Here is a 24,904-nt window from a genome sequence, read left to right as displayed (position 1 = left end):
GAGAACAGATAAGTGAATTTATGTTGATATAAATGGAATGTATTGGAGGAACTTGCATGACAAAAGAAAAATTACTTTTATTAGATGGTAACAGCTTAGCGTATCGCGCCTTTTTTGCTTTGCCCTTATTAACGAACGATAATGGCATTCATACTAACGCAACATATGGCTTTACGACGATGCTACAAAAAATTATCGGTGAAGAAAACCCAACGCAAATGTTAGTCGCATTTGATGCCGGCAAAACGACCTTCCGTCACGAGTCATTTGGTGAATATAAGGGCGGTCGTCAAAAAACGCCACCTGAATTATCCGAGCAATTCCCATACATTCGTAAATTAATCGATGCGTATAATATTAAACGCTATGAGCTAGAGCTATACGAGGCAGATGACATTATCGGTACATTGGCAAAACAAGCGGCAGCACAGGGCACAGAAGTTATCGTTGTATCAGGCGACAAAGACTTAACACAACTCGCAACAGAGAATGTAACGGTATATATTACGAAAAAAGGGATTACCGATATCGAAAAATACACACCTGCACATATCGAGGAAAAATACGGCTTAACACCGATTCAAATTATCGATATGAAAGGGCTTATGGGCGATCAATCCGATAATATTCCAGGTGTACCGGGCGTTGGTGAAAAAACAGCAATTAAGCTATTAAAAGAGCATGGCACAATCGAAAAGCTATACGAGGCAATTGATGCAATGAAGGCTTCTAAAATGAAGGAAAAGCTCGTTGAAAATGAAGAACTTGCCCATTTATCTAAAAAACTAGCAACGATTCATACAGAGGCACCGATTACAATCGGTTTAGAGGATTTAGCGTACACAGGTCCGAATGAAGAAGCATTACTGGATGTTTGGCAAGAGCTAGGCTTTAAATCATTAATCGAAAAAAGTGATTTTACAGTAGAAGAAACCGAACAGGCACAAGTGCATTTTACGGTTGTAGAGACCATTACAGCAGATCTGTTAAAAGACACGATGGCACTGCATTTAGAGCTTGAAAATGAGCATTATCATAGCTGCAAAGCATTTGGACTTGCCCTATCAGATGGTGAGAAAACGTATTATACATCCATTGACACCGTGCCTAACAATGAGGCGCTTAAGGCATGGCTAGAAGATGAAACGAAGAAAAAATACATGGCTGATAGTAAGGCGACACAGGCCATGCTACAACGTTTTGATATTCAGTTAAAAGGTGTCGAGTTTGATTTACTATTAGCTACCTACATTTTAAAACCATCGATTTCAGGAGATGATGTCGCGACATTAGCTAAGGAATTTGGTTATACAGATGTTCAGGCAAACGAAGTGGTTTATGGAAAAGGGGCAAAATGGACGTTACCAGCAGCAGATGCTTTAGCAGAGCATGTGAGCCGTAAAGCCGTTGCCGTTTGGAAACTGCAGCCATCACTAGAAGGTAAGCTACAGGAAAATGAACAATTTGAGCTATATAAAGAGCTTGAGCTGCCACTTGCGCATATTTTAGGGCGAATGGAAAGTGAAGGGATTACGGTAAACGTAGATACACTCGAACAAATGGGCGATGAATTGAAAGCAAAGCTAGATGTTATTGAACAAACCATCTATGAACATGCCGGCGAAACCTTCAACATCAATTCACCGAAGCAATTAGGCGTGATTTTATTTGATAAGCTTGGATTACCTGTCATTAAAAAAACGAAAACAGGCTATTCAACAGCAGCCGATGTGCTGGAGAAATTGCAAGCAGAGCATGATATTGTGAAGCATATTTTACAGTACCGTACACTAGCAAAACTACAATCTACGTATATTGAGGGATTAACAAAGGAAGTGCGCGATGATGACTCAAAAGTACACACACGCTTCCAGCAAGCATTAACTGCTACTGGGCGTTTAAGTTCAACCGATCCAAACTTACAAAATATCCCGATTCGTTTAGAGGAAGGGCGTAAAATCCGCCAAGCATTCGTGCCATCGAAAAAGGACTGGGTATTATTTGCGGCGGACTATTCTCAAATCGAGCTACGCGTTTTAGCTCATATGTGTGAAGATGAGGTGCTTGTGGAGGCGTTCAAGCAAGGTATGGATATTCATACCCGTACGGCAATGGATGTGTTTGGTGTAGAAGCTGACGACGTAACGAGCAATATGCGCCGTACAGCGAAGGCGGTTAACTTTGGAATTGTCTATGGCATAAGCGATTACGGCTTATCACAAAGCTTAGACATCACGAGAAAGGAAGCCGCAACGTTTATCGAAAACTATTTACAAAGCTTCCCAGGTGTCAAAAAGTATATGGATTCCATTGTCGATGAGGCGAAGAAAAAGGGCTATGTCACAACGATTCTAAACCGCCGCCGTTATTTACCGGATATTACAAGCTCGAACTTCAATTTACGAAGCTTTGCAGAGCGCACGGCGATGAATACGCCAATTCAAGGCAGCGCGGCGGATATTATTAAAAAAGCAATGATTGATATGGATGCACGTTTACAACAAGAAGGCTTACAGGCAAAATTATTATTACAGGTGCATGATGAATTGATCTTTGAGGCACCAGAGGAAGAAGTAGAAATTTTACAACGTATTGTACCAGAAGTGATGGAGCATGCCATTGAATTACTTGTGCCACTAAAGGTAGATTATTCACATGGTGCGACATGGTATGACGCGAAATAAGGAGTTAAGGCAATGCCAGAATTACCAGAAGTAGAAGGCGTAGTACGTGATTTACGGCCAATTATAGAAGGAAAAACGATTGCCAGTGTGACCCTTTCTCAAACGGTTTATGCGGCGCATGAAGCTGGAAAGCAAGCAATTGTTAAAAACGCCGCGCCCCAGCATTTTGAGCAAATGCTGCAAGGAATGACGATTGAACAATTACAGCGCCGTTCGAAATATATTTTCTTTCATTTAAAGAAAGACGGAGAAAGCTATGTTTTGGTGAATCATTTAGGCATGACGGGTGCATGGTTTGTCGTCAACGATGTGCTTGATATCAAAGAGGACAAGTTCCGCAAGCATATTCATGCCATCTTTACATTAACGAGTGGTGAGTTACTTGTTTATTCGGATATTCGTCGCTTTGGAGAATTGCGCTTTATAAAAGAGATTGCCGAGCATGCACCGCTCTTAAAAATGGCACCAGAGCCGTTTGATGCGGAGGCTAGTGATTTTTTCTTAACGCAAAGCAATAAGCCGCGCTTTGCGAAAAAGGCCATTAAAGAAGTGATTATGGACGGGCAAGTGATTTCAGGCTGTGGGAATATTTATGCGACGGAATCCTTATTTAAAATGAAGATTCATCCAGCTAAACCGACAAGTGAAGTGGTCCAGGAGCAAAAACTCGAGTTATTTCAAGTAATTTGTGCGGTTTTACAAGAGAGCATTGATTCCGGCGGCTCGACCATATCCGATTACCGAAGCATTAATGGCGACGCGGGTACGATGCAGCATCGTTTAAAGATGTACGGTAAAAAGCAATGTTTAACATGCGGAACAACTACAGAATCAATGGTCATTGCGGGCAGAACATCGACCTATTGCCCGCAATGCCAAAAGTAAAAGGGGAAATTTACTGTGATTATTGGATTAACAGGGAGTATTGCGAGCGGAAAAAGTACGGTCGCAAAAATGATTCAATCGTATAATTTGCCAATCGTGGATGCCGATGTTGTGGCACGTCAAGTTGTTGAGCCTGGCACACCAACATTAAAAAAAATTGCCGATGCGTTTGGTCCCGAGGTAATTGCCGAGGATGGTTCAATGGACCGTGCAAAAGTGGGCAGCATTATTTTTCATAATGAAGAGATGCGTAAAACACTTAATAGCATCATCCATCCCGCTATTCGTGAGGAAATGCTGCGCCAGCGTGACGAATTTATGTCGTATGGTGAAAAAAATATTTTTATGGATATTCCATTATTGTTTGAAAGCAAGCTTGAGCATTTTGTAGAGAAGATTATTGTTGTTTCAGTCGAGGAAGAAGTACAGTTACAGCGTTTAATGGCGCGTAATGGCTTTACAGAAGACGAAGCACGCACGCGTATCGCGACTCAAATTCCTGTTAAAGAAAAAGAGCAGCTAGCAGATGCCGTGATTCATAATAATGGCACATTAGAAGATACAGCTATTCAGTTGCAATCCATTTTATATGAGTGGAATGTGTTGAAATAATGGAGTGCCCTTATTAAAGGAATTCTTCAACAAAGAAAAAAATATAAATTTAGTGTGCCATGGACCTAGTGTTCATGGCATTTTACTTTTCTTGGAGACGAATAATTTAAAACGCATATTTTCTATGGATATAGTCAGTCGGAGTGATTGCTAAAAAGGTAAAGCTGATCGTGATAAAAGAAGGATGATTATTTCTAATGAGCCACGATAAAAATTATTGAATTTACTAATTAGTTATGGAAAGGTATGCTTAATTTACATTTTAGTACGAATGGAAAGAAGGCTCTTTTATGGAATTTCTCCTTTTTTTATTGTCGGGGTCGTTGGCAATGTAGTTGGTACGTTAGTGGGAGGCGGAGGACTTATCAGCTTACCGACAATGCTCCTCATGGGTTTGCCCGTGCATTCAGCAATTGGCGCAAATAAAGTGTCTAATACAGTTAGTTCGTTAACTAGTTTTCTTGTTATTTTTAAACAGAAAGAAGTTTCGGGTAAAGAGGCGCTAGCTGTCATCGCATTTTGCTTAGGGGGTGGGGTTTTAGGTGGACTCATTGCCTCCTTTTTAAGTGGGGAGGTGCTGACGGTCATTGCAATTGTATTGCTTAGCTTTGCATTTGTTACATCTTTCATGGGTAGTGGGAACTTTGATGGGACAGAGCCGTTACATGTGAATAAGAAAATAGGTACAGCCTTACTTGGAATTGGTATGTATGACGGGATGTTTGGACCTGGGAGCAGCACACTTGCAATGTATTTGTATGCTAGCCAAAAAATAGCGTATATCCGAGCGGTGGGTTTAGCTAGAATTGGTGTTTTCTCAAGTTGCTTTGGGGCATCCATTACGTATATTTCAACAGGTAAAATCATTTGGCCACTGACCATCGCCTTGATGATTGGGGCAATTGTAGGTGCCCAGTTAGGATTACGTTTAGCGAGGAAGTTAAAATCAAAACATATTAAACCACTTCTAAGAGTAGTGACCGTACTACTGATCGTACAAATAATGGTGGATTTTTTGAAATGATTAAATTGAGGTTTAAAATAACTACAGTGAAGCTTCTTTGATTAGAATTCATCAATCAAAAGATAGGAATAGTCACACTAATAATTTTTGGGTATAACACAGTTGACTCAAGAGCAACTTAACCTTAAAAAACAAGGGAATTATCATGTTGCAAATGGAGAAAAATATAGGGAAATAATTACGGTAATTGATGTGGAAGTCTTTACATTGTAAAAGATAGTCATCCCTGGTGTAGCTATTTGAGCGTTATTATCAGAAAATAACAACTTTATGAATGTGCGTAAAATGTGTTCACCTTTTTGAAATATGTGTTATACTAATCAACGAATAAAGAAAACGAATGATATGTACTTTTAGGAGGATTTATATAATATGACAGTTTCTATTGCAATTAATGGTTTCGGCCGTATTGGTCGTATGGTGTTCCGCCAAGCAATGATGCGCGGTGACGTAAATATCGTAGCGGTAAATGCGAGCTACCCATCTGAAACGTTAGCACATTTAATTAAGTATGACACAAATCACGGCGTATTCCCTGGTACTGTCGAAGCTGTAGAAGGCGCTTTAATCGTAAACGGCAAACGCGTTGAATTAGTTAGTGAACGTGATCCATTAAAATTACCATGGGCTCAAATGGGCGTAGATATTGTTATTGAAGCTACAGGTAAATTTAATGACCGTGAAAAAGCGGCTATGCACTTAGAAGCTGGCGCGAAAAAAGTTATTTTAACTGCTCCAGGTAAAAATGAAGATATTACAGTCGTATTAGGTGTTAATGACGATAAATTAGATTTATCGAAGCATGACGTAATTTCAAATGCATCTTGTACAACAAACTGTTTAGCTCCAGTAGCAAAAGTATTAAACGATGAGTTCGGTATCGTAAACGGTTTAATGACAACTGTTCACGCTTATACAAATGACCAAAATAATATCGATAACCCACATAAAGACTTACGTCGTGCGCGTAACTGTGCATCGTCAATTATTCCAACTTCAACTGGTGCAGCGAAAGCCTTACGCTTAGTATTACCAGAATTAGATGGCAAAATTCACGGCATGGCATTACGTGTACCAACTCCAAACGTTTCGTTAGTAGACTTAGTTGTTGATTTAGAGAAAGACGTAACAGTAGAAGAAGTAAATGCAGTATTCAAAGCATATGCTGATGGTAAAATGAACGGTATTTTAAACTTCAATTTAGAACCATTAGTATCTTCTGATTACAACACAACAACATTCTCGTCTACTGTTGATGGTTTATCGACAATCGTATTAGGTGACCGTAAAGTAAAGGTAATCGCTTGGTACGACAACGAGTGGGGTTACTCAGCTCGCGTAGTAGACTTAGCAACAAAAATTTCGAACGAATTAGCAACGGTAAACGCTTAATCTGAAAACTCTAAGCCTTTTGTAGAACGAATTGTTTCTACAAGGGCTTTTTTTCATTGTTTATATTTTACTTACGCTATATAATTTGAAAGCATTCATTTTCAATGCAAACGCGTAGGAATACTATTTCCATTGCGCGCTTTTTGATATAATAAAGATTAACTAAAAGACTTAGGAGAAAAAACTATGAGATGTCCAGCTTGTCAATACAACGGAACGCGCGTTGTGGATTCAAGACCTGTTGATGATAACAAAGAAATACGTAGACGTCGTGAATGTGAATCATGTAGCTTTCGATTTACGACATTTGAGAAAATAGAAGAAACACCATTAATCGTTGTAAAAAAAGAGGGGTCACGAGAAGAGTTTAGTCGTGAAAAAGTATTACGGGGGTTAATTCGTGCATGTGAAAAACGCCCAGTGCCACTGGAGCAGCTTGAAGAAATTGTACTAGCCATTGAAAAGGAGCTACGTCGTTTAGGGAATGCAGAGGTGCGTTCTGAAGATGTAGGGGAAATGGTCATGGATAGCCTAGCGAAAGTCGATGAAGTGGCTTATGTACGCTTTGCATCCGTTTACCGTCAATTCAAAGATATTACCGTATTTATCGATGAGCTAAAAGAAATTATGACTCGTCAAACGAATGGTAAATAAAAAAGGGGGGGACAAAAATGGTTCACTTCACAGAATTACAGCCTACGGATCATTTTGAAATTATGCTCCCTCATGCACTTTCAACAAATGAACGTCAATTAATCACTTTATTTTACCAGCCACTAACGGGTCCGACACCCATTAGTTTGTATTTAACACTATGGGCAGAGGCAGAAGATCATCATGCGCAAGTAATGAATCATTATTATTTAATGCAAGTGCTATCTCTGCCACTAAAGCAAGTATTTGAAGCGCGTATTGCACTAGAAGCAATTGGGCTTTTACGTACATGGCGAAAAGACGTAACAGATGGCCGCCATTTTCTTTATGAATTAGTGCGACCGCTCGATGCAGCGAACTTTTTTAAAGATCCACTATTATCGATGTTCTTATTTAGCAAAATTGGAGAAGGCGCCTATCGTAAACTGCGTCAACGCTTTTTAACACAGCCAAATAAAGCTCAGTTTGAAGAGGTGACGCGCACATTTACAGATGTGTATCGCCCCATCAATCAAAGCTTACCTATGGACGATTTAGAGATCCATCAGGCGAAAAGTGAAGATTATCCATTTTACTATGAGCAATTTGATTTTAAATTATTACAGGCGGGCTTATCCGAGCAATTAATTCCAAGTGCCGCTTTAACCTTAACGGCACGAGATACGATTGCGAAACTCGCATTTTTATATCATTTATCACCACTACAAATGCAAAAAGTAGTAATCACGGCACTCGATGAGCACAATAAACTCACGACAGAACGGTTAAAACGAGCAGCAGCGGATTTTTATAAGCTGACCGTTTCAACAGACGCACCAATATTAACAAAAACATTTGAAAAACAGCCAGATGTAGCTTTGGATGAAAATTTATCAAAAGAGCAGGAGCTACTGCAATATTTAGAAACAACGGCTCCTGTTCAAGTTTTACGTGATATAAATAATGGCAAAGAACCGATTCCGTCTTCGATCCAACTTGCTGAAGATTTAGTTGTAAAGTATGGTATGCCTGTTGGAGTCGTGAATGTGTTATTAGAATATGTGATGCTATCCACAGACATGAAGCTACCGAAAGCCTATGTAGAAAAAATTGCCGATCACTGGAACCGAAAGCAGCTGAAGACCGCAAAAGAAGCGATGGATTTAGCGCGCCAAGAACGTGATAAATATGCACAATGGAAGCGAGAAAGCACGCAGCCAAAGCAAACACAATTGAAAAAGCCATCCTATAATAATCGAAAAGTAGGCCGTGATGAGCAAGTACCGGATTGGTTTTATAAGCGTAATGAGGAAGTTCCTCAAGAACAACAAGATAGCGCCGTTGACTTTGAAAAAGAGCGCTTAAAAATATTACAAAAGCTTGATGGGGCAGGTGAATAATAATCAAACCAATTAACAATCAATTAAACGAAATCAAAAAACGTGTGCCCTCATTTGAAGAACGTTATGAATCCATACGTCGAGAAACAATCGAACACCCAAAAGTTCAGGAATTTTTACGCGAACATGAGCAGCAAGTGACGAAAGAAATGGTTGAACTTAGCTTACCGAAACTTTTAGAGTATATTCAACAAACGACAACATGCTGTGGCTGTGGCGATACAAAAAAATGTACAAATTTATTAAAGGGCTTTGTACCGAAGTTATTTATTACTAGAAATGTGATTGATTTGACGTATGTGCCATGCGAGCAAAAGCTACGGGAAGATGAGCGCCGTGACGTAGCGAATATGATTTCGAGTATGCATATGCCAAAAGACGTTTTAAAGGCGACATTAAAAGATTTAGCTATCGACAATCATTCACGTCTTACAATTGCGGATCAAGCAGCAGAATTTGTGGCCACCTATAAACGTACAGGCGAGCTGCCGAAAAAAGGCTTTTACTTATACGGCAAATTCGGTGTCGGTAAATCCTTTGTTCTCGGTGCCATTGCCAATGAGCTTGCGACATTAAAAGTAAAAACGGTTGTTGTATTCGTGCCAGAATTTTTGCGTGAAATGAAAAATGCCATTGGTGATAATTCATTAAACGAAAAAATTGATTACGTCAAAAAGGCACCTGTACTGATGCTCGATGATATTGGCGCTGAAACAATGTCTGCATGGACGCGTGATGAAATTTTAGGGACGATACTGCATTACCGCATGAGTGAAGAGCTTCCGACATTCATCACATCCAATTTTGATTACAATGGACTCGAACATCACCTCGCACAATCACAGCGCGGTGATATCGAAGTTGTCAAAGCGGCGCGTTTAATGGAACGTATTAAAGCGGTGACAATTCCTGTGCAGATGGATGGCGCGAATCGAAGAAATTAAAAGATTATTTGGATTCATAGTTGCAATTCCATAAAAACGAGCGTATACTTTTATCGTAATTAAACATTAAATGCATTGAACAGGACAACAGGTTTAACGAACTAGCTTTTAGAGAGGGAAGTCATTGGCTGCGAGCTTCCTAGCACAAGCGTTTTACTTTACTACCTTGGAGCAGTGGCGGGGCAAATCCGTCAACGTTTCTCAGTACGTTAACTGACCGAGAGCTTCTTATTCGCATTTTGTGAAGAAGGAAGAAGGGTGGCACCACGAGCATACAGCATCGTCCCTTTACGAGGGATGGTGCTTTTTATTTTGCCAAAAATAAGGAGGACAATACTATGTCAGAAATGATTCAACTAACTTTCCCAGATGGCGCAGTGAAGGAATTCGCTAAGGGCACATCTACTTTAGATGTTGCGGGTTCAATAAGCCCGGGTCTAAAAAAATCAACATTAGCAGGTAAAATCAACGGCACTCTTATCGATGCAAAAACAGGTATCGAACAAGACGGTGCAATTGAAATCATTACAAACAAATCACCAGAAGCACTAGAAATCTTACGTCACTCAACAGCGCACTTAACAGCACAAGCGGTAAAGCGTCTATTCCCAGACGTAAAATTAGGTATCGGGCCAACAATTGATTCAGGTTTCTATTACGACATCGATTCACCAACACCAATTACAGCAGAGGATTTACCAGCAATCGAAAAAGAAATGAAAAAAATCATTTCTGAGAACATCGAAATCGAGCGCAAAAACGTTTCACGTGATGATGCACAAAAAATCTACGAAGAAGTAGGCGACGAGTATAAATTAGAGTTACTAGAAGCAATTCCAGCAGATGAGCAAGTGTCGATTTACTACCAAGGCGATTTCTTTGACCTTTGCCGTGGTGTACACGTACCATCAACAGGTAAATTAAAAGAGTTTAAATTATTATCCCTTGCAGGTGCATACTGGCGCGGTAACTCAGACAATAAAATGCTACAACGTATTTACGGTACAGCCTTCTTCACAAAAGATGAATTAAAACAGCATATTCAAATGTTGGAAGAAGCAAAAGAGCGTGACCACCGTAAAATTGGTAAAGAATTAGACTTATTCATGACATCTCAAACGGTAGGTCAAGGCTTACCACTATGGTTACCAAATGGTGCAACAATCCGTCGTACAATTGAGCGTTACATCGTAGATAAAGAAGTATCTTTAGGCTATAAGCATGTATATACACCAGTACTTGGTTCAAAAACATTATACGAAACTTCTGGTCACTGGGATCACTATCAAGATGGCATGTTCCCTCCAATGGAAATGGACAATGAAACTTTAGTTTTACGTCCGATGAACTGCCCTCACCATATGATGGTATTCAAAAACAATTTACATTCGTACCGTCATTTACCGATTCGTATTGCAGAGCTTGGAACAATGCACCGTTATGAAATGAGTGGCGCGGTATCTGGCTTACAACGTGTTCGCGGGATGACGTTAAACGATGCACATATTTTCGTACGTCCAGATCAAATTAAAGCGGAATTTAAAAAAGTAGTGGAATTAATTTTAGAAGTTTATAAAGACTTCGATTTAAAAGACTTCTCATTCCGTCTTTCATACCGCGACCCGAACAACAAAGAGAAGTATTTCGATGACGACCAAATGTGGGAAACAGCACAAGCGATGTTAAAAGAAGCAATGGACGAATTAGGCTATGACTACTTCATCGCAGAAGACGAAGCAGCATTTTATGGTCCAAAATTAGACGTTCAAGTAAAAACAGCAATCGGTAAAGAAGAAACATTATCGACTGCACAGCTTGACTTCTTATTACCACAGCGTTTCGACCTTTCTTATATCGGTGAAGATGGTCAACCACAACGCCCAGTCGTTATTCACCGTGGTGTTGTATCGACAATGGAACGTTTTGTAGCCTTCTTAATCGAAGAATACAAAGGTGCATTCCCAACTTGGTTAGCACCAGTTCAAGCAACAATCATTCCGGTTTCAAATTCTGTACACTATGATTATGCACGCGAAGTACAAGAAAAATTACAAGCAGCTGGCGTACGTGTTGAAATGGATGACCGCGAAGAAAAATTAGGCTATAAAATCCGTGAATCACAAATGAAGAAAATCCCGTACATGTTAGTGTTAGGGGACAAGGAAGTGGAAGAGGGAGCAGTAAATATTCGTCGTTACGGCTCAAAAGATTCTGAAACAATTGCATTTGATGAGTTCCTAGCGAATATTAAAGCAGAAATTACAAAATAATTTCAATTTCCCTTACTGAAATGTCGGTATTTCGGTAAGGGTTTTTTTATGAAGTCTAAAAAAATCCTACCAAGTTTACTGAGTCGTAAATTTGGTAGGATTTTTATCGTTATACTTTAAATTGTCCAACAGCCTTTTGCAAGTCTTCTGCGCGTACGCTTAAATCATTTGCGACACTATTAATTTCTTGCATCGCTGAAATTTGCTCTAAAATGGCTGATTGTGATTGTTGTGTATCATCTGTGACGATTTGCGATTGTGCAGCTAGCTCCTGTACAGAAGCGGTTACTTCTTCAGCAGCGGCTGAAATTTGTTCTGTTACGGCAGAGACATCTTCAATTTGTGAGCGCATATTATCTACAGCTGCGAGTATATTATTGAAGGATGTGCCAGCATGATCGATGATGTCAACGCCTTGCTCTACTGATGCCAAGCTTTCTTGGATGGCACGTTCGACATTTTTCGTGTCGTTTTGAATTTCGTTTGCTAATGTCACAATTTCATTGGCCGATTGGTTGGAAGCCTCTGCTAGTTTACGTACTTCATCGGCAACAACGGCAAAGCCTTTACCATGTTCACCTGCGCGCGCGGCTTCAATGGCAGCGTTTAGTGCAAGTAAATCGGTTTGGTCGGTAATACTTGTAATAACACGTGAAATATTTTCGATTTCCATGGATTGTTGCGCTAATTTTTGAATTAATTCGGTCGTTAGCTTCGTTGTTTTATATATCGTTTGCATTTGTTGTTTTGCTGAATTGACATTTATTTCGCCTTCATTTGCGATTTCAGTTGTATCAGTAGCGGAACCATTTAATAATTGCGCAGATTCTGCAATACGTTGGATCGCAGTAGAAGTTTCTTCCATAGCAGTTGCGCATTCTTTTGCAGATGCCGCACTTGTGCTCGTATTTTCAACTGAGCTTGCCGCTGATTTTGCGATATTTTCAGATAGAAGTGTAATTTCTTGTGTTGAAGCACTTAATTCTTCAGATGAGGCGCTTAAATGTTCAGCATTACTGCCTAACGACTCAATAAGTCCCTTGATTGTATTTTTCATCGTATTCAGTGAATCGGTTAATTGACCAATTTCATCTTTTGATTTTACTGGAATATCGTCCTCGCTTAAGTCGCCTGTAGCAATTGTATGCACAGAAGCTTTTAATCTGTGCAATGGTTTCGCAATATGTCGATTTAAGCTAAATGCAAGTAATAAGCCTAAAGCAAGTGAGGCGAAGAATGCAATATTAGCGATTATTATCGCCATCGTCACCTTTTTCTCAGCTTGTACTTGTGCATCATCAAATAATTGCTTTAATAGATTATTTAATTCATCTCCAGAAGCAATGGCTGCATCTCGAGCAGGGAGCAACGTTTTTAAATAGAAATCTACGGCAGCGGCTCCACCCTTCGTATCATTAATTTGTAATGCTTCATTTACATGCTTTTCGTAAGTTTCAATTTTTGTATATGTATCATTCATTTGCTTTACGGCTGCGTCGGTTTTAAAACTTTCTTTCAAAAAATTTAATGTCTCACTCAAATCAGTTTGGGTTGTTTTAAGCTTTTGCTTTGCGGCGCTATCCCCTAAAATATAGGTTTGAAGCTGCGTGCTTTCAAGCGTTAAGCTACTACGTACGTCGCTTACTGCATGTAATTGGGGTAAACCTTCATTCATAGTATTGCTATACTGCTTATCGATTCCGGTCATTTGAAAATATAAGGTTGAGCAGGCAATGAGTGTTCCGGCAATCATAATTGCAAATCCTAATAGTAGCCTAAGTTTTATAGACATATGTATCACTCCATCTAATGTATTAGCGTTACATTTTCATTGTAGTATACAAAGCTATCTTTGATAAAGAGAAATTTTGGAAATGGCTTAATAAGAATCGAATGTACTAATACTTATTTTATATTATATAGTGCTTTTAATTTATCATTTTGCAAAAAAAGAAATTAGAATGCTTAAAAAAAATGAAAAACAGTTGACGCCAAATAAGATGCGTGATAAGATAATTTAAGTTATGAATACAAAGTTAACAAGTAGAGGCTGCCCGCTTCTCACCTGAATGATGCATATTGTTATCTACAGGTATAGACACGTTGAATTGTTTTACGCAACAATGCGTATGCACATATAGCGGGCGGACATCTCGAGTGTCCGTCTTTTTTGTTTGTATAAATAAAAAAGACTATATGGACATAGCGCGGAGGTGTACCGTTCGACCGGGTTATACTTTACACCAACTCATGTATTCGCGACAAACACTTGGAGGTGGATTAATATTAGCAAAGACATGTATGTAAACGAAGGCATTCGTGCACGTGAACTTCGTCTAATCGACCATAATGGTGATCAGCTTGGTGTTAAAACACGTAATGAAGCGCTAGAAATTGCTACTCGTGTTAACTTGGATCTTGTCCTTGTGGCCCCTCAAGCCAAACCACCAGTCGCTCGTATCATGGACTATGGTAAATTTAAGTTCGAACAGCAAAAGAAAGATCGTGAAGTTCGTAAAAATCAAAAAGTCATTACGATGAAAGAGGTTCGTCTGAGCCCAACAATCGATGAACATGATTTCCAAACGAAACTACGTAACGGTATCAAGTTCCTTGAAAAAGGCGATAAAGTTAAATGTAGTATCCGCTTCAAAGGTCGTGCAATCACACACAAAGAGATTGGTCAGCGTGTGTTAGATCGCTTTGCTGAAGCTTGTGCTGAAGTATCTACGGTTGAACAAAAACCAAAGATGGAAGGCCGAAGCATGTTCTTAGTTCTTCAACCGAAGACAGAGAAATAATACGTATGTAGAAACAAGTTTAGGAGGAAATCGACATGCCAAAAATGAAAACTCACCGTGGAGCTGCGAAACGTTTCAAAAAAACAGGTACTGGTAAATTAAAATTTGACCGTGCTTATGGCTCTCACTTATTCGCTAACAAATCTACTAAAGCAAAACGTCATTTACGTAAAGCTAAAGTTGTAACTTCAGGCGATTTCAAACGTATCCGTACATTATTAACTTACATGAAATAATCTTTGTTCGGTAAAGATGATTTCAAAACACAAAAATAACTAATCATTCGAAAGAATTAGCAGGAGGTAATTACTATGCCACGCGTAAAAGGCGGAACAGTAACACGCGCTCGTCGCAAAAAAGTTTTAAAATTAGCTAAAGGTTACTACGGTTCAAAACATACATTATACAAAGTAGCTAACCAAGCAGTAATGAAATCAGGTCAATATGCATACCGTGACCGTCGTCAAAAGAAACGTGATTTCCGTAAATTATGGATCACTCGTATCAACGCGGCTGCTCGCATGAACGGTTTATCTTACTCTCGTTTAATGCACGGCTTAAAAGTTGCTGGTATCGAAGTTAACCGTAAAATGTTAGCTGACTTAGCTGTAACTGATGCTGCAGCATTCACTCAATTAGCTGATGCAGCGAAAAAAGCAATCGCTAAATAATTAGCATTTACTTTTATAATCTAGACTGGTAGGGAACCGATTCCTTATCAGTCTTTTTTCGAATTAGGGGGAATTTTTTATGGCACTAGCAGCACTTTCATATGTTGTAATTGTTTCGCTCATTTTATGCGTCTATATGTATATTGATAAAGAACGCGCAAAGAAAAAGGAATGGCGCATTTCAGAAAAAACATTATTAACACTTGGCTTTTTTGGGGGTGCATGTGGCGGTGTGCTCGGCATGTATTTGTTTCGACATAAAACAAAGCACAATGCCTTTGCGTTTGGTTATCCATTAATGGCTGCAATCCATGTATTTCTACTAGTACAAATCTTTAAAATGTAGCAAAACGCTCTAAGAAAGATTCATCTTTTCTTAGAGCGTTTTTAATCAATCCTTCATTAGTTGCTCAATCGGGTTTTTCCAATTAATTGTGGCATTCGGATAATTCATTAAGATTTCCTTCTCCAAATATAGGAAATCCTCTTTTGTAAAGCCTTGTAGCTTCATTGCATCATGCACATAAACAAAAATACTAATCACTTCAAAAGCATTTTCGGTAGTACCTAAATATTTTTCGCCCTCGAAAAGCGCTCCTTTATAAGTAATGAAAAAATTTTTTCGGACATTCTTTACATCATCATAAAAGTAATAGTTTCCATTTTCATATGCCTCATCTAATTTGCGTTTCGGGTCGATTAAATAGCGAACCCCTTTATAAAATATGTAGATGATGAGGATAATAATGGCGATACGCAAAAGAACTGCCATAAAAGTTCCTCCTTGATTACAGTGTTTTCATGCTATACGATTAGGTAGTAGGAAAAGTTTCATTTATTTTAGAAAAAGAGGGAATTATTTATGAGATTTGTCGAATTATTTGAAATGCAGCGGCAATTAGATCGTTTTATTGAAGAAACACAAAATATTGAGAAGGATGTCTTCAATGAAAAGGGGCTCGCACTCCTTGTGGAATTAGGGGAGCTAGCCAATGAAACACGCTGCTTTAAATTTTGGTCAACAAAAGGGCCATCTGAAAAAAGCGTCATTTTAGAGGAATTTGTAGATTCAATTCACTTTATGCTATCACTGGGCTATATGCGTGACTTTACATTAGAGCAATGGCCGGTTGTTGAACAGAAAAAGGACTTAACACAGGCATTTATTGATACAACGCAAACCGTATTAACATTTTTACAACAGCAAACAGAAGAGAATTATAAAGCCATTTGGTTGCAATATAGTTTAATTGCTTACAACTTAAACTTTACCGTAGATGACATCATCGAAGCGTATAAGCAAAAAAATGAAAAAAATTACGAACGCCAGCGTAATGGCTATTAATTGTTAAAATGGTCAGCGAAGCGGTGAAACTATTTCACTTTTCGAAATAAAATCGTTATAATTAAATAGAATCTATTTAGGGGGCAATTTCTCATGACAAAGCTTGATCCAACATTACAAATGTTCAAAGATTTAACGGATGCAAACGGTATTCCAGGGAACGAACGCGCTCCTCGTGAAGTAATGAAAAAATACATTACACCATTTGCTGACGAAGTGGAAACAGATAACTTAGGAAGCCTCATTGCCAAAAAAGTAGGCGATGAAAACGGACCAAAAATTATGGTTGCCGGTCACTTAGACGAAGTAGGCTTCATGGTAACACGTATCGACGACAAAGGCTTCGTGTTCTTCCAAACAGTAGGTGGCTGGTGGAGCCAGGTAATGCTTGCACAGCGCGTAACGATTACAACTCGTAAAGGCGAAGAAATTATTGGGGTAATTGGTTCAAAGCCACCTCATATTTTACCAGCAGACCAACGAAATAAAGTAGTCGATATTAAAGCAATGTTCGTGGATATCGGTGCAACTTCTAAGGAAGAGGCAATGGAGTGGGGCATCCGTCCTGGCGACATGATCACACCATATTTCGAATTCAATGTCATGAAAAACGAAAAGCATTTATTAGCAAAAGCATGGGATAACCGTATCGGCTGTGCCATTGCAATCGATGTGTTAAAGGCATTAAAAGACGAAAAACACCCGAACATCGTCTATGGCGTGGGGAATGTTCAAGAAGAAGTCGGCCTACGCGGTGCGAAAACTTCGACATTCAAAATACAACCAGATATCGGCTTCGCAGTGGATGTTGGTATTGCGGGAGACACACCAGGCGTAACACCGAAAGAATCAACTTCTAAAATGGGTGCAGGGCCACAAATCGTTGTTTATGACGCATCCATGGTATCGCACACAGGCTTACGTGAATTTGTATTAGATGTAGCAGAAGAAGCTGGCATTCCATATCAATTCGAAGCAATCGCTGGTGGCGGTACAGATGCGGGCTCAATCCACATCACAGCAAATGGGGTTCCAGCATTAGCAATTGGTATTGCGACACGCTATATCCACTCACATGCAGGAATTTTGCATCGTGACGACTACGACAATGCGGTTAAATTAATCGTAGAAGTCATCAAACGCTTAGATCGTGAAACAGTAGATAAAATTAAATTCGACTAATATGTATAAAGTGCCATAATTGGGCGCTATCTATATTATAATGAAGGGTAGATTTGTTCTTAAATAGAATGAATCTACCTTTTAACGTTTATATTTATTCATTTACATCGAAAGGAGCACCACGATGATCTGGTTATTACTCGCAGCCTTATTTATTTTCTTAGGCTTTGCTATTCAAAGGCTAAAATGGCATTTTTTAATATCGGGCTATAATACAATGACAAAAGAGCAAAAAGAAAATGTCGATGTTGAAGGGCTCGCCAAATTAATGGGCAATTATTTATATGCATTAGCCATACTTTTCATTGTTGTAGGTTTGGTGGATTATTTAGAATACAGCAATCTCATTTTGCCACTACTTTCGCTCATTCTTGTATTTACCATTATCGTTGTTGTAAAGGCGCAAAAGTTTGATCATAATTTGTTTGATGATAATGGCAAATGGAAGCCGGGCGCAAGTAAAAATTTAAAGCGTCAGGGTATGATTATCGTCATTACATTAATTATTGTCGCTGTTATTCTCTATTTTTCGTTACAGCCAACAGGGGTTGCGGTTACTGAAAATGAAGTTGAAATTGCTGGTATGTATGGAGATACGTATGAATTTGCGAGCATGGAGCAAGTGACATTATTAGAAGCATTACCTGAAATTGCGTTGCGTACAAATGGTTCAGCGGTTGGCTCGAAATTAAAAGGTCATTTCAAATTTGAAAACGGGGATAAGGCAAAGCTCTTTGTCGATACAAAAAATCCACCATTTATTCAATTTATTGATGAAGGGAAAACCGTTATTTTCAATTTACAAACAGAAGCGGAAACACGCGCACTTTATGAAAAGCTAATTGCTAATACGAAATAGTTAAATGCTGCATTCACTCAAACACGGGAATGCAGCATTTTCTATTATTTTACACTGTGTAATTCAGTAAGTTTTGCTTGGATTGATTCCGTTAAATCCCTTGTTGCTTTTGGTACGAAATTTTCTAGTACCGAGTTAATCATCATGCCCATAATTCCGCTCGCGGCTAATTCTAAGCTGCCCGTTACTTCAGATGGAACGCCACCAGTCATTTTAAAATAGCCATGGCCATTAAAATTATCAGAAAGCCCCTTTAAATCAAATTTCACATCGGTAGGTTCTGTTAAATCAGTAATCGTTACTTGTAATTTAATCGTTTTCTTTGTGAAACCTAGGTCCGCTAAAAAGATCCATGTGAATTGCTTGTCGCTTTGTACCTCATGTGCAATATAACCAGGAATTAAAGCTGCCCAGTTTTCATAGTCCTTTAAAAAATCCCATACAATGTCATTCGATAAATCAACAGATACGTAATGTGTCGCTTGTGGCATAATCGATTCCCCCTTGGAATGAATAAGTAAAATATTTCAAATACATTACTTTGACACTATTATGCTAAAAAATGAATGGTAATTCAATTGAAAAGAATAAATTTTCTATAAAAACGCAAAATCTTCTCGTTAAAGAAATGATACGGTATTTTTTTATGAGGATTGGAGATGTATAATTATTGAACAATTTAATTAATTATAAAAATTTATATTAATTCGCTTGACTTTATATTTATGCAAATGTAAAATGAAAGCAACATAAAGGTTACAGAGGTGTGTAAGATATGAAATTATTAGAAGAAGTGCAGTTAAAGCCGGTCGAAAGCTTAAAGGGCAAAGACTTACTTACGCTGCTTGATTATACAAGTGAAGAAGTACAACAGTTATTAGCACTTGCAACACAATTAAAAACGATTACAAAAGCGGGCAAATGTCCTCGTTTACTAGAAGGTAAGACGCTAGGCATGATTTTTGAGAAAAGCTCGACTCGTACACGTGTATCATTTGAGGTAGGTATGCAGCAGCTAGGTGGCTACGGCATGTATATGAATGCACGTGATATGCAAATTGGACGCGGGGAACCAATTCCGGATACAGGTCGCGTATTATCAGGCTACTTAGATGGCATTATGATTCGTGCCAACTCACATGCAATGGTCGAAGAATTAGCGGAATTTTCATCGATTCCGGTAATCAATGGTTTAACAGACATCGATCACCCATGCCAAGCATTAGCAGACCTTGAAACAATCGCTGAAAATAAAGGCGAATTAAAAGGCTTAAAAATTGCCTATGTAGGCGATGGCAATAACGTGGCACATGCATTAGTCGTAGCTGCAGCCCATGTTGGTATGCATGTAGCGGTTGCCACACCAGTTGGTTATGAATGCGATGCGGGCATTATCAAAAAAGCACAGCAAATTGCCGCACAAAATGGCAGCACAGTCGTTGTAACAAATGATCCAGTTGCAGCAGTTAAAGATGCGGACGCGGTATATGCCGACGTTTGGACATCAATGGGGCAAGAAGAGGAAACAGAAAAACGCTTAAAAGACTTTGCAGGCTACCAAATTAACGATGAGCTCGTTGCCTATGCAAAGCCAGATTATATGTTCTTACATTGCTTACCAGCACATCGAGAGGAAGAAGTTGCGACATCAGTTATTGATGGACCAAATTCTTATATATTTGAGCAAGCAGAAAATCGTCTGCATGCCCAAAAAGCAGTACTTGTATCTTTATTAGCTTAAAGATCCTATAGATGAAGCGTGCTACGGGTTGTAGTCTCATCTAATAAACCGTACAGCACTTGCAAGCAGGAAGGGCGAGCAAGTGAGGTAGTAGCGCAAAGCCTATTGAAATGGGAGACGCTGTGACAATAGGTAGCGAGCTACAGTGATGTTTGTATTCAAGATGGAATGCTCCATCACTACATAGAAAAAGCAATCCGGGAGACGCTGGATTGCTTTTTGTTTTGCTTTAATAAGGTTTTCCATCTAAAAACGTACCATTTCGGTAGCTTGCATAGGCCTCTGCAATTTCTTCTTGCGTATTCATGACGAATGGACCACGTGCGACAACAGGTGCTTTAATCGGCTCACCTGAAAAGACAACGAATTTGGCATTGCTTGAAGCGTTAAATGAAATCGTTTCTGACTGTGGCGCAATTTCAAAATGAATGACATCAAAGGCGTTCACTTGTTTATTTTGGATTTCAACCGTGCCTTCCAATACATATAAATACGTATTATAGCCAGCTGGAATGACGATTTCACTCGAACCATTTTCGATTGTAACAGCTGTAAATAAGAAAGGTGTAAATAGCTTGATTGGCGAAGTAACCCCATTTACTTCACCAGCGTACACTTCGATTTTCCCACCATCAAATGGAATGACCGGTACATTATCATGCTTTAAATCTTCATATTGGCCATCAACTTTTTTATGTTCAGGTGATAAATTGACCCATAGCTGTAATACGCGCGCTTCTTCGCCACGATCAGGGTTTTCGTTATGAATAATTCCGCGACCAGCTGTCATTATTTGGAAGTCATTTTCATTTAAACGTCCGCCACTGCCAGTACGGCTATCATAGTGCTCTAAACTGCCTTCTAATACATAGGTAACAGTTTGAATACCTTTATGCGGATGGTCGGCAAATGTATTATGGGCAAATTTGTCATCCGCTAATATGATGAATGGGTCATTGTCCATTAAATCATTTGCCTGTAATGTAAGACGTACATTGCGTCCTTCGCTTTGCTGTAAATCGATATGCTGAATCGTTTTAATCTTTAACATGAATTTCTCCACCTTAGTTAATTAGTTTTGATGAAAGCAACACGTGTTGTATACTTGTATCATAGTAAAAATGCGCAATATGTACAATGAACAGCTATCCGCTACTGTTGCTTACACAACAGATTGCGTAAATTGTTGGGAAAGAAGGTGATTTGATGGGGAAGTCAATAGATCCAAGAGTACTACGTACAAGGAATTTAATTGTCGAAGCCTTTAATCAATTAATGATTACAAAAGGTTTTGAACAGATTACCGTTAAAGATATTACGGAGCAAGCAACGATCAATCGCGCCACATTTTACGCGCATTTTGTAGATAAGTATGCGCTATTAGAAGAGGTATTAACAGAACAAATTGAACAAATTTTTAATGAACAATTACAAGGGAATTCAAATCATTCGTTAAATGAAGCGTTGATTATTCAACTGTTTTTGGCGATTGTGCGTGTACACAATCAAATGTTTTCGCAATGTCGCAGAGGGTATACAGCCTTTACACAAATGATCGATGATAAGGTAAAGGATTATTTAGTCGAAACGATTCAAAAGTACTTACCAAGTGAACAAAAATTTCAATCCATTATCATTAGTTGGGGCTTGTACGGAGCATATGTAGATTGGGATAAAAAAAAGCGAGAAGCTGCGACAACCTATGCCCAAAAAGCAGCACAGCCCTTATTACTACTCATTTAGAGCACCTTTTATCAAAAACATTCAACAAGGGCAAATTATAGCCAGTTTGAAATGAAATAACCCACCTCAAGATCCAGCTGGAAATTTGAGATGGGCGTTTTTTAGTTCGCGAATTTTTGTGCTAGCTTTTCAGCAAAATGAGTTCGGTCATCTTCAGTTGATGCTTGCCACCAGGTTTCTAAAAAAACACCTAAACCTGGTAAGAGATGTTCTTCACCGCGAGAAATTGCATCATTGACAATGTCTTTGAATTCAGCTGCATCCGAACCTAAAACATTGGCTGTAATGGCTTGTCGAATTTGAAAGTCCATTTAAAACGCCTCCTTTAATCGAAGTGTGTTCGCCGTCATTCGATTTTATACATAACATCTGATTATGGAATAAAGGAAATCTATGATAAAATAACAGTTCGAGTATGAATAAAGGACGGGAAATTGATGAAACGAATTGAATCAACACAAAATGCGCTTGTGAAACATTGGAAAAAACTCGTAACACAGCGTAAAGAACGCGAAAAATCCGGCGAATATATCGCAGAAGGCTTCCACTTAGTAGAAGAAGCATTAAAGCATAAAGATCAAATTATCCAAATTATCGTACGTGATGGTGTGGATTTGCCTTTATTATGGGCAATCGATGATGTGGTGCTTGTACATGTTAATGATATAGTAGCCAAGGAAATTGCAGAAACTGAAAATTCTCAAGGGGTATTCGCACACTGTAAGCAACGTGATATTTCAGAAGATGAAAAGTACGATTGGCGCAAAGTATTATTAGTCGATGCGGTACAAGACCCAGGTAATATCGGGACAATGATTCGTACTGCTGACGCGGCCGGTATTGATGCAGTCGTATTAGGGAAGGGCTGTGTCGATGCCTTTAATCCAAAAACATTGCGCTCAGCACAGGGCTCACATTTTCATATCCCTGTTGTCCGTGGCGATTTAATCGAATGGATTGAACAATTACAGCAAGATAACGTTAAAGTATATGGAACATCTTTAGAAGAGTCGATTTCTTATAAAGAAATTGAACAAACGAATGCATTTGCACTCATTGTAGGAAATGAAGGTAGCGGTATTCATCCACAAATCTTAGCGAAGACCGACCAAAATGTTATCATTCCAATTTTAGGTGGCGCAGAATCATTAAACGTGGCAGTGGCAACAGGCATATTACTATACGCTTTTGTGAAATAATAATATGAATAGAAGGGGGATGCGTTAAAAGTGAATAACTTTTAATACATTCCCCTTTTTTAACTTAATTAAATGCACTAAATATTAGCTAAATAAGCTTAATATATGTAAAAAAACTACATTTAGAGTATATAGTGGATGATTCTGATAAGTCGAAAAACATTTACTTTAAGAAGTTCATAGTTCTGTCAATTTTGAAAAGGAGGATTTTAATGCTCGTAATTGCGCGGTTTTACTGTGTTTGTCGACTTTATTTTAAAATGGTATTAAATGCCCTTGTGAATATAGTAAGAAAAAAGGCTTTTTTCCAATTTGATGTTTTGACACTTATTTGATGTTTCACTAAAATCGAGGAAGGTTAGAAAATAAATAAACGCAACATGCGAAACAAAATAGTTTTTTAGTGAGAATGAAATAAAACGTTTTCATTTGAAAAAAATGTACATACCAATTTCAATTGTGTATGTCTTCAGGAATATTTTCTATTTTCTACTATTGGCATAGTGGAAAAGAAGGGAACGTTTTCCTATGTCATGTATAACTTTTTATTTTGTTTTGTAATGTTTGCAAGCTTCACGTAATTCTAACGAGATCGATTTATTGGAAAGGAGTCCAACTATGAAAAATCTGAAAGGAACTTTACTCTCTTTCATGGCTCTAGGTACGATGTTATTAGCAGGTTGTAATGATAAACTAACTGTACTTGATCCAAAAGGCCCTCAAGCACAACGCCAAGCAGACGATACAATGTTATTGATTACTCTGATGGGTGGTATTGTAATCACGGTAGTAGCAATTTTGATATTTATGTTATTTAAATACCGTGCTTCAAAACAAAGTGCTGATTACGAGCCACCACATATTCATGGTCACTGGCTTGTAGAAACAATTATGATTGGGATTCCAGTTATTATTGTAATATTTTTATCTGTAGTATCTGTAAAGAGTAACTATATTGTGGAAAGTACTCCACAAGGTTTCGAAGATAAGGAGCCACTTGTTATTTATGCTTCTTCATCTGACTGGAAATGGCACTTCAGCTATCCAGAACAAGGGATTGAAACAGTAAACTATGTTAACTTCCCAGCAGATCGCCCGGTTGAATTCAAATTATATTCTTTCGGACCGATTACAAGTTTCTGGATTCCACAACTTGGTGGACAAAAATATGCGATGGCTGACATGGTAACAACTTTAAACTTAGCAGCTGATAACCCAGGCGAATTCTGGGGACGTAACGCAAACTTCTCTGGTCGTGGTACAGCAGAAAATATGTTTGATGTAGAAGCAATGACTGCAACTGACTTTGACGAGTGGGTAACAGAAGTTCATGCAAATGCTGAACCTATTACCGAAGAAAAATTCAATGAATTATTAGAACCAGGTCACCTTGGTCGATCAACTTACACTGGAACTCACTTAGAGTTCTCACCAGCTCCTCATCACGAACATCATGATGATGAAGCAGAAGAAGATCATTCTTCACACGAATAAGTAAGTATTAAACTCGAAAGGAGAA

25 protein-coding genes are annotated in these 24,904 nt (G+C 38.6%); 20 read left to right on the top strand and 5 right to left on the bottom strand.

What is annotated here, in order from left to right; genetic code table 11:
- Nucleotides 1-56: 56 nt before the first annotated feature.
- From polA to thrS, 9 genes are all read left to right on the top strand, one after another.
- On the top strand, nucleotides 57-2,684 hold the full coding sequence (gene polA, locus MKX47_RS14105) for a DNA polymerase I (protein WP_340775344.1): 2,628 nt from the start codon (nucleotides 57-59) through the stop codon (nucleotides 2,682-2,684).
- Between the two features lie 12 nt (nucleotides 2,685-2,696).
- Nucleotides 2,697-3,569, top strand: a complete 873-nt coding sequence (mutM, locus tag MKX47_RS14100) for a bifunctional DNA-formamidopyrimidine glycosylase/DNA-(apurinic or apyrimidinic site) lyase (RefSeq protein ID WP_340775342.1) — start codon at nucleotides 2,697-2,699, stop codon at nucleotides 3,567-3,569.
- Nucleotides 3,570-3,584: 15 nt separating this feature from the next.
- Nucleotides 3,585-4,181, top strand: a complete 597-nt coding sequence (gene coaE, locus MKX47_RS14095) for a dephospho-CoA kinase (RefSeq protein ID WP_340775340.1) — start codon at nucleotides 3,585-3,587, stop codon at nucleotides 4,179-4,181.
- Nucleotides 4,182-4,452: 271 nt separating this feature from the next.
- Nucleotides 4,453-5,205, top strand: a complete 753-nt coding sequence (locus tag MKX47_RS14090; protein ID WP_340777838.1) for a sulfite exporter TauE/SafE family protein — start codon at nucleotides 4,453-4,455, stop codon at nucleotides 5,203-5,205.
- A 372-nt stretch (nucleotides 5,206-5,577) separates the two neighbouring features.
- Nucleotides 5,578-6,597, top strand: a complete 1,020-nt coding sequence (locus MKX47_RS14085) for a glyceraldehyde-3-phosphate dehydrogenase (protein ID WP_340775338.1) — start codon at nucleotides 5,578-5,580, stop codon at nucleotides 6,595-6,597.
- A gap of 186 nt (nucleotides 6,598-6,783) precedes the next feature.
- A complete protein-coding gene (gene nrdR / locus MKX47_RS14080; RefSeq protein WP_340775336.1) occupies nucleotides 6,784-7,251 on the top strand; it encodes a transcriptional regulator NrdR in 468 nt (155 codons plus the stop codon).
- A gap of 17 nt (nucleotides 7,252-7,268) precedes the next feature.
- Nucleotides 7,269-8,630, top strand: a complete 1,362-nt coding sequence (locus tag MKX47_RS14075; protein WP_340775334.1) for a replication initiation and membrane attachment family protein — start codon at nucleotides 7,269-7,271, stop codon at nucleotides 8,628-8,630.
- A gap of 2 nt (nucleotides 8,631-8,632) precedes the next feature.
- A complete protein-coding gene (dnaI, locus tag MKX47_RS14070) occupies nucleotides 8,633-9,574 on the top strand; it encodes a primosomal protein DnaI (RefSeq protein ID WP_340777836.1) in 942 nt (313 codons plus the stop codon).
- Nucleotides 9,575-9,912: 338 nt separating this feature from the next.
- Nucleotides 9,913-11,844 carry a threonine--tRNA ligase gene (gene thrS, locus MKX47_RS14065; protein WP_340775331.1) on the top strand — a complete coding sequence of 644 codons (1,932 nt, stop codon included), beginning with the start codon at nucleotides 9,913-9,915 and terminating at the stop codon, nucleotides 11,842-11,844.
- Nucleotides 11,845-11,953: 109 nt separating this feature from the next.
- On the opposite strand, the gene MKX47_RS14060 is transcribed toward thrS, so the two are convergent.
- Nucleotides 11,954-13,636, bottom strand: a complete 1,683-nt coding sequence (locus MKX47_RS14060; protein ID WP_340775328.1) for a methyl-accepting chemotaxis protein — start codon at nucleotides 13,634-13,636, stop codon at nucleotides 11,954-11,956.
- A gap of 505 nt (nucleotides 13,637-14,141) precedes the next feature.
- On the opposite strand from MKX47_RS14060, the gene infC reads away from it, so the two are divergent.
- The 4 genes from infC to MKX47_RS14040 all read left to right on the top strand — a co-directional run bounded on the left by infC (nucleotide 14,142) and on the right by MKX47_RS14040 (nucleotide 15,662).
- Nucleotides 14,142-14,645, top strand: coding sequence for a translation initiation factor IF-3 (gene infC, locus MKX47_RS14055; protein WP_340775327.1), 504 nt, complete (start codon nucleotides 14,142-14,144; stop codon nucleotides 14,643-14,645).
- Between the two features lie 35 nt (nucleotides 14,646-14,680).
- Nucleotides 14,681-14,881 carry a 50S ribosomal protein L35 gene (rpmI, locus tag MKX47_RS14050; protein WP_066542165.1) on the top strand — a complete coding sequence of 67 codons (201 nt, stop codon included), beginning with the start codon at nucleotides 14,681-14,683 and terminating at the stop codon, nucleotides 14,879-14,881.
- A 75-nt stretch (nucleotides 14,882-14,956) separates the two neighbouring features.
- The gene (gene rplT / locus MKX47_RS14045; protein ID WP_340775320.1) at nucleotides 14,957-15,316 is read left to right on the top strand and encodes a 50S ribosomal protein L20; all 360 of its coding nucleotides are present in this window, start codon (nucleotides 14,957-14,959) and stop codon (nucleotides 15,314-15,316) included.
- A 79-nt stretch (nucleotides 15,317-15,395) separates the two neighbouring features.
- Nucleotides 15,396-15,662, top strand: a complete 267-nt coding sequence (locus tag MKX47_RS14040) for a DUF1294 domain-containing protein (RefSeq protein ID WP_340775318.1) — start codon at nucleotides 15,396-15,398, stop codon at nucleotides 15,660-15,662.
- Between the two features lie 45 nt (nucleotides 15,663-15,707).
- Here the strand turns inward: MKX47_RS14040 and MKX47_RS14035 are convergent, their stop codons facing one another.
- Nucleotides 15,708-16,088 carry a sigma-w pathway protein ysdB gene (locus MKX47_RS14035; RefSeq protein ID WP_340775314.1) on the bottom strand — a complete coding sequence of 127 codons (381 nt, stop codon included), beginning with the start codon at nucleotides 16,086-16,088 and terminating at the stop codon, nucleotides 15,708-15,710.
- 90 nt (nucleotides 16,089-16,178) lie between these two features.
- On the opposite strand from MKX47_RS14035, the gene MKX47_RS14030 reads away from it, so the two are divergent.
- The 3 genes from MKX47_RS14030 to MKX47_RS14020 all read left to right on the top strand — a co-directional run bounded on the left by MKX47_RS14030 (nucleotide 16,179) and on the right by MKX47_RS14020 (nucleotide 18,702).
- On the top strand, nucleotides 16,179-16,661 hold the full coding sequence (locus MKX47_RS14030) for a dUTP diphosphatase (protein ID WP_340775312.1): 483 nt from the start codon (nucleotides 16,179-16,181) through the stop codon (nucleotides 16,659-16,661).
- 93 nt (nucleotides 16,662-16,754) lie between these two features.
- Nucleotides 16,755-17,843 carry a M42 family metallopeptidase gene (locus tag MKX47_RS14025; protein ID WP_340775310.1) on the top strand — a complete coding sequence of 363 codons (1,089 nt, stop codon included), beginning with the start codon at nucleotides 16,755-16,757 and terminating at the stop codon, nucleotides 17,841-17,843.
- A 124-nt stretch (nucleotides 17,844-17,967) separates the two neighbouring features.
- Nucleotides 17,968-18,702: a DUF3784 domain-containing protein gene (locus MKX47_RS14020; RefSeq protein ID WP_340775307.1), complete on the top strand. Its 735-nt coding sequence runs from the start codon at nucleotides 17,968-17,970 to the stop codon at nucleotides 18,700-18,702.
- A gap of 44 nt (nucleotides 18,703-18,746) precedes the next feature.
- Here the strand turns inward: MKX47_RS14020 and MKX47_RS14015 are convergent, their stop codons facing one another.
- The gene (locus MKX47_RS14015) at nucleotides 18,747-19,193 is read right to left on the bottom strand and encodes a CoxG family protein (RefSeq protein ID WP_340775305.1); all 447 of its coding nucleotides are present in this window, start codon (nucleotides 19,191-19,193) and stop codon (nucleotides 18,747-18,749) included.
- Nucleotides 19,194-19,477: 284 nt separating this feature from the next.
- On the opposite strand from MKX47_RS14015, the gene argF reads away from it, so the two are divergent.
- The gene (gene argF / locus MKX47_RS14010) at nucleotides 19,478-20,443 is read left to right on the top strand and encodes an ornithine carbamoyltransferase (RefSeq protein WP_340775303.1); all 966 of its coding nucleotides are present in this window, start codon (nucleotides 19,478-19,480) and stop codon (nucleotides 20,441-20,443) included.
- Between the two features lie 229 nt (nucleotides 20,444-20,672).
- Here the strand turns inward: argF and MKX47_RS14005 are convergent, their stop codons facing one another.
- On the bottom strand, nucleotides 20,673-21,494 hold the full coding sequence (locus MKX47_RS14005) for a pirin family protein (RefSeq protein ID WP_340775299.1): 822 nt from the start codon (nucleotides 21,492-21,494) through the stop codon (nucleotides 20,673-20,675).
- 155 nt (nucleotides 21,495-21,649) lie between these two features.
- On the opposite strand from MKX47_RS14005, the gene MKX47_RS14000 reads away from it, so the two are divergent.
- On the top strand, nucleotides 21,650-22,186 hold the full coding sequence (locus MKX47_RS14000; protein ID WP_340775297.1) for a TetR/AcrR family transcriptional regulator: 537 nt from the start codon (nucleotides 21,650-21,652) through the stop codon (nucleotides 22,184-22,186).
- Nucleotides 22,187-22,287: 101 nt separating this feature from the next.
- On the opposite strand, the gene sspI is transcribed toward MKX47_RS14000, so the two are convergent.
- Nucleotides 22,288-22,497, bottom strand: coding sequence for a small acid-soluble spore protein SspI (sspI, locus tag MKX47_RS13995; protein ID WP_340775295.1), 210 nt, complete (start codon nucleotides 22,495-22,497; stop codon nucleotides 22,288-22,290).
- A 126-nt stretch (nucleotides 22,498-22,623) separates the two neighbouring features.
- On the opposite strand from sspI, the gene MKX47_RS13990 reads away from it, so the two are divergent.
- A complete protein-coding gene (locus tag MKX47_RS13990; RefSeq protein ID WP_340775291.1) occupies nucleotides 22,624-23,385 on the top strand; it encodes a TrmH family RNA methyltransferase in 762 nt (253 codons plus the stop codon).
- Nucleotides 23,386-24,003: 618 nt separating this feature from the next.
- Complete coding sequence (gene qoxA, locus MKX47_RS13985) at nucleotides 24,004-24,879, top strand: cytochrome aa3 quinol oxidase subunit II (RefSeq protein WP_340775288.1); 876 nt, start codon at nucleotides 24,004-24,006, stop codon at nucleotides 24,877-24,879.
- Nucleotides 24,880-24,904 lie beyond the last annotated feature (25 nt).

This window comes from Solibacillus sp. FSL R7-0668 (assembly GCF_038006205.1).
Lineage (GTDB): Bacteria > Bacillota > Bacilli > Bacillales_A > Planococcaceae > Solibacillus.
Note: the sequence above shows the minus strand (reverse complement) of the source record. Positions and strands in the feature narration are given on the sequence as shown.

Coding starts and splice junctions, on each gene's coding strand:
- MKX47_RS14005 (WP_340775299.1), bottom strand. CDS start 21,494: ATGTTAAAGATTAAAACGATTCAGCATATCGATTTACAGCAAAGCGAA.
- argF (WP_340775303.1), top strand. CDS start 19,478: ATGAAATTATTAGAAGAAGTGCAGTTAAAGCCGGTCGAAAGCTTAAAG.
- MKX47_RS14075 (WP_340775334.1), top strand. CDS start 7,269: ATGGTTCACTTCACAGAATTACAGCCTACGGATCATTTTGAAATTATG.
- infC (WP_340775327.1), top strand. CDS start 14,142: ATGTATGTAAACGAAGGCATTCGTGCACGTGAACTTCGTCTAATCGAC.
- polA (WP_340775344.1), top strand. CDS start 57: ATGACAAAAGAAAAATTACTTTTATTAGATGGTAACAGCTTAGCGTAT.
- rpmI (WP_066542165.1), top strand. CDS start 14,681: ATGCCAAAAATGAAAACTCACCGTGGAGCTGCGAAACGTTTCAAAAAA.
- MKX47_RS14025 (WP_340775310.1), top strand. CDS start 16,755: ATGACAAAGCTTGATCCAACATTACAAATGTTCAAAGATTTAACGGAT.
- MKX47_RS14040 (WP_340775318.1), top strand. CDS start 15,396: ATGGCACTAGCAGCACTTTCATATGTTGTAATTGTTTCGCTCATTTTA.
- qoxA (WP_340775288.1), top strand. CDS start 24,004: ATGAAAAATCTGAAAGGAACTTTACTCTCTTTCATGGCTCTAGGTACG.
- thrS (WP_340775331.1), top strand. CDS start 9,913: ATGTCAGAAATGATTCAACTAACTTTCCCAGATGGCGCAGTGAAGGAA.
- MKX47_RS13990 (WP_340775291.1), top strand. CDS start 22,624: ATGAAACGAATTGAATCAACACAAAATGCGCTTGTGAAACATTGGAAA.
- MKX47_RS14060 (WP_340775328.1), bottom strand. CDS start 13,636: ATGTCTATAAAACTTAGGCTACTATTAGGATTTGCAATTATGATTGCC.
- MKX47_RS14085 (WP_340775338.1), top strand. CDS start 5,578: ATGACAGTTTCTATTGCAATTAATGGTTTCGGCCGTATTGGTCGTATG.
- MKX47_RS14030 (WP_340775312.1), top strand. CDS start 16,179: ATGAGATTTGTCGAATTATTTGAAATGCAGCGGCAATTAGATCGTTTT.
- MKX47_RS14015 (WP_340775305.1), bottom strand. CDS start 19,193: ATGCCACAAGCGACACATTACGTATCTGTTGATTTATCGAATGACATT.
- MKX47_RS14035 (WP_340775314.1), bottom strand. CDS start 16,088: ATGGCAGTTCTTTTGCGTATCGCCATTATTATCCTCATCATCTACATA.
- MKX47_RS14020 (WP_340775307.1), top strand. CDS start 17,968: ATGATCTGGTTATTACTCGCAGCCTTATTTATTTTCTTAGGCTTTGCT.
- nrdR (WP_340775336.1), top strand. CDS start 6,784: ATGAGATGTCCAGCTTGTCAATACAACGGAACGCGCGTTGTGGATTCA.
- rplT (WP_340775320.1), top strand. CDS start 14,957: ATGCCACGCGTAAAAGGCGGAACAGTAACACGCGCTCGTCGCAAAAAA.
- MKX47_RS14000 (WP_340775297.1), top strand. CDS start 21,650: ATGGGGAAGTCAATAGATCCAAGAGTACTACGTACAAGGAATTTAATT.
- sspI (WP_340775295.1), bottom strand. CDS start 22,497: ATGGACTTTCAAATTCGACAAGCCATTACAGCCAATGTTTTAGGTTCG.
- mutM (WP_340775342.1), top strand. CDS start 2,697: ATGCCAGAATTACCAGAAGTAGAAGGCGTAGTACGTGATTTACGGCCA.
- MKX47_RS14090 (WP_340777838.1), top strand. CDS start 4,453: ATGGAAAGAAGGCTCTTTTATGGAATTTCTCCTTTTTTTATTGTCGGG.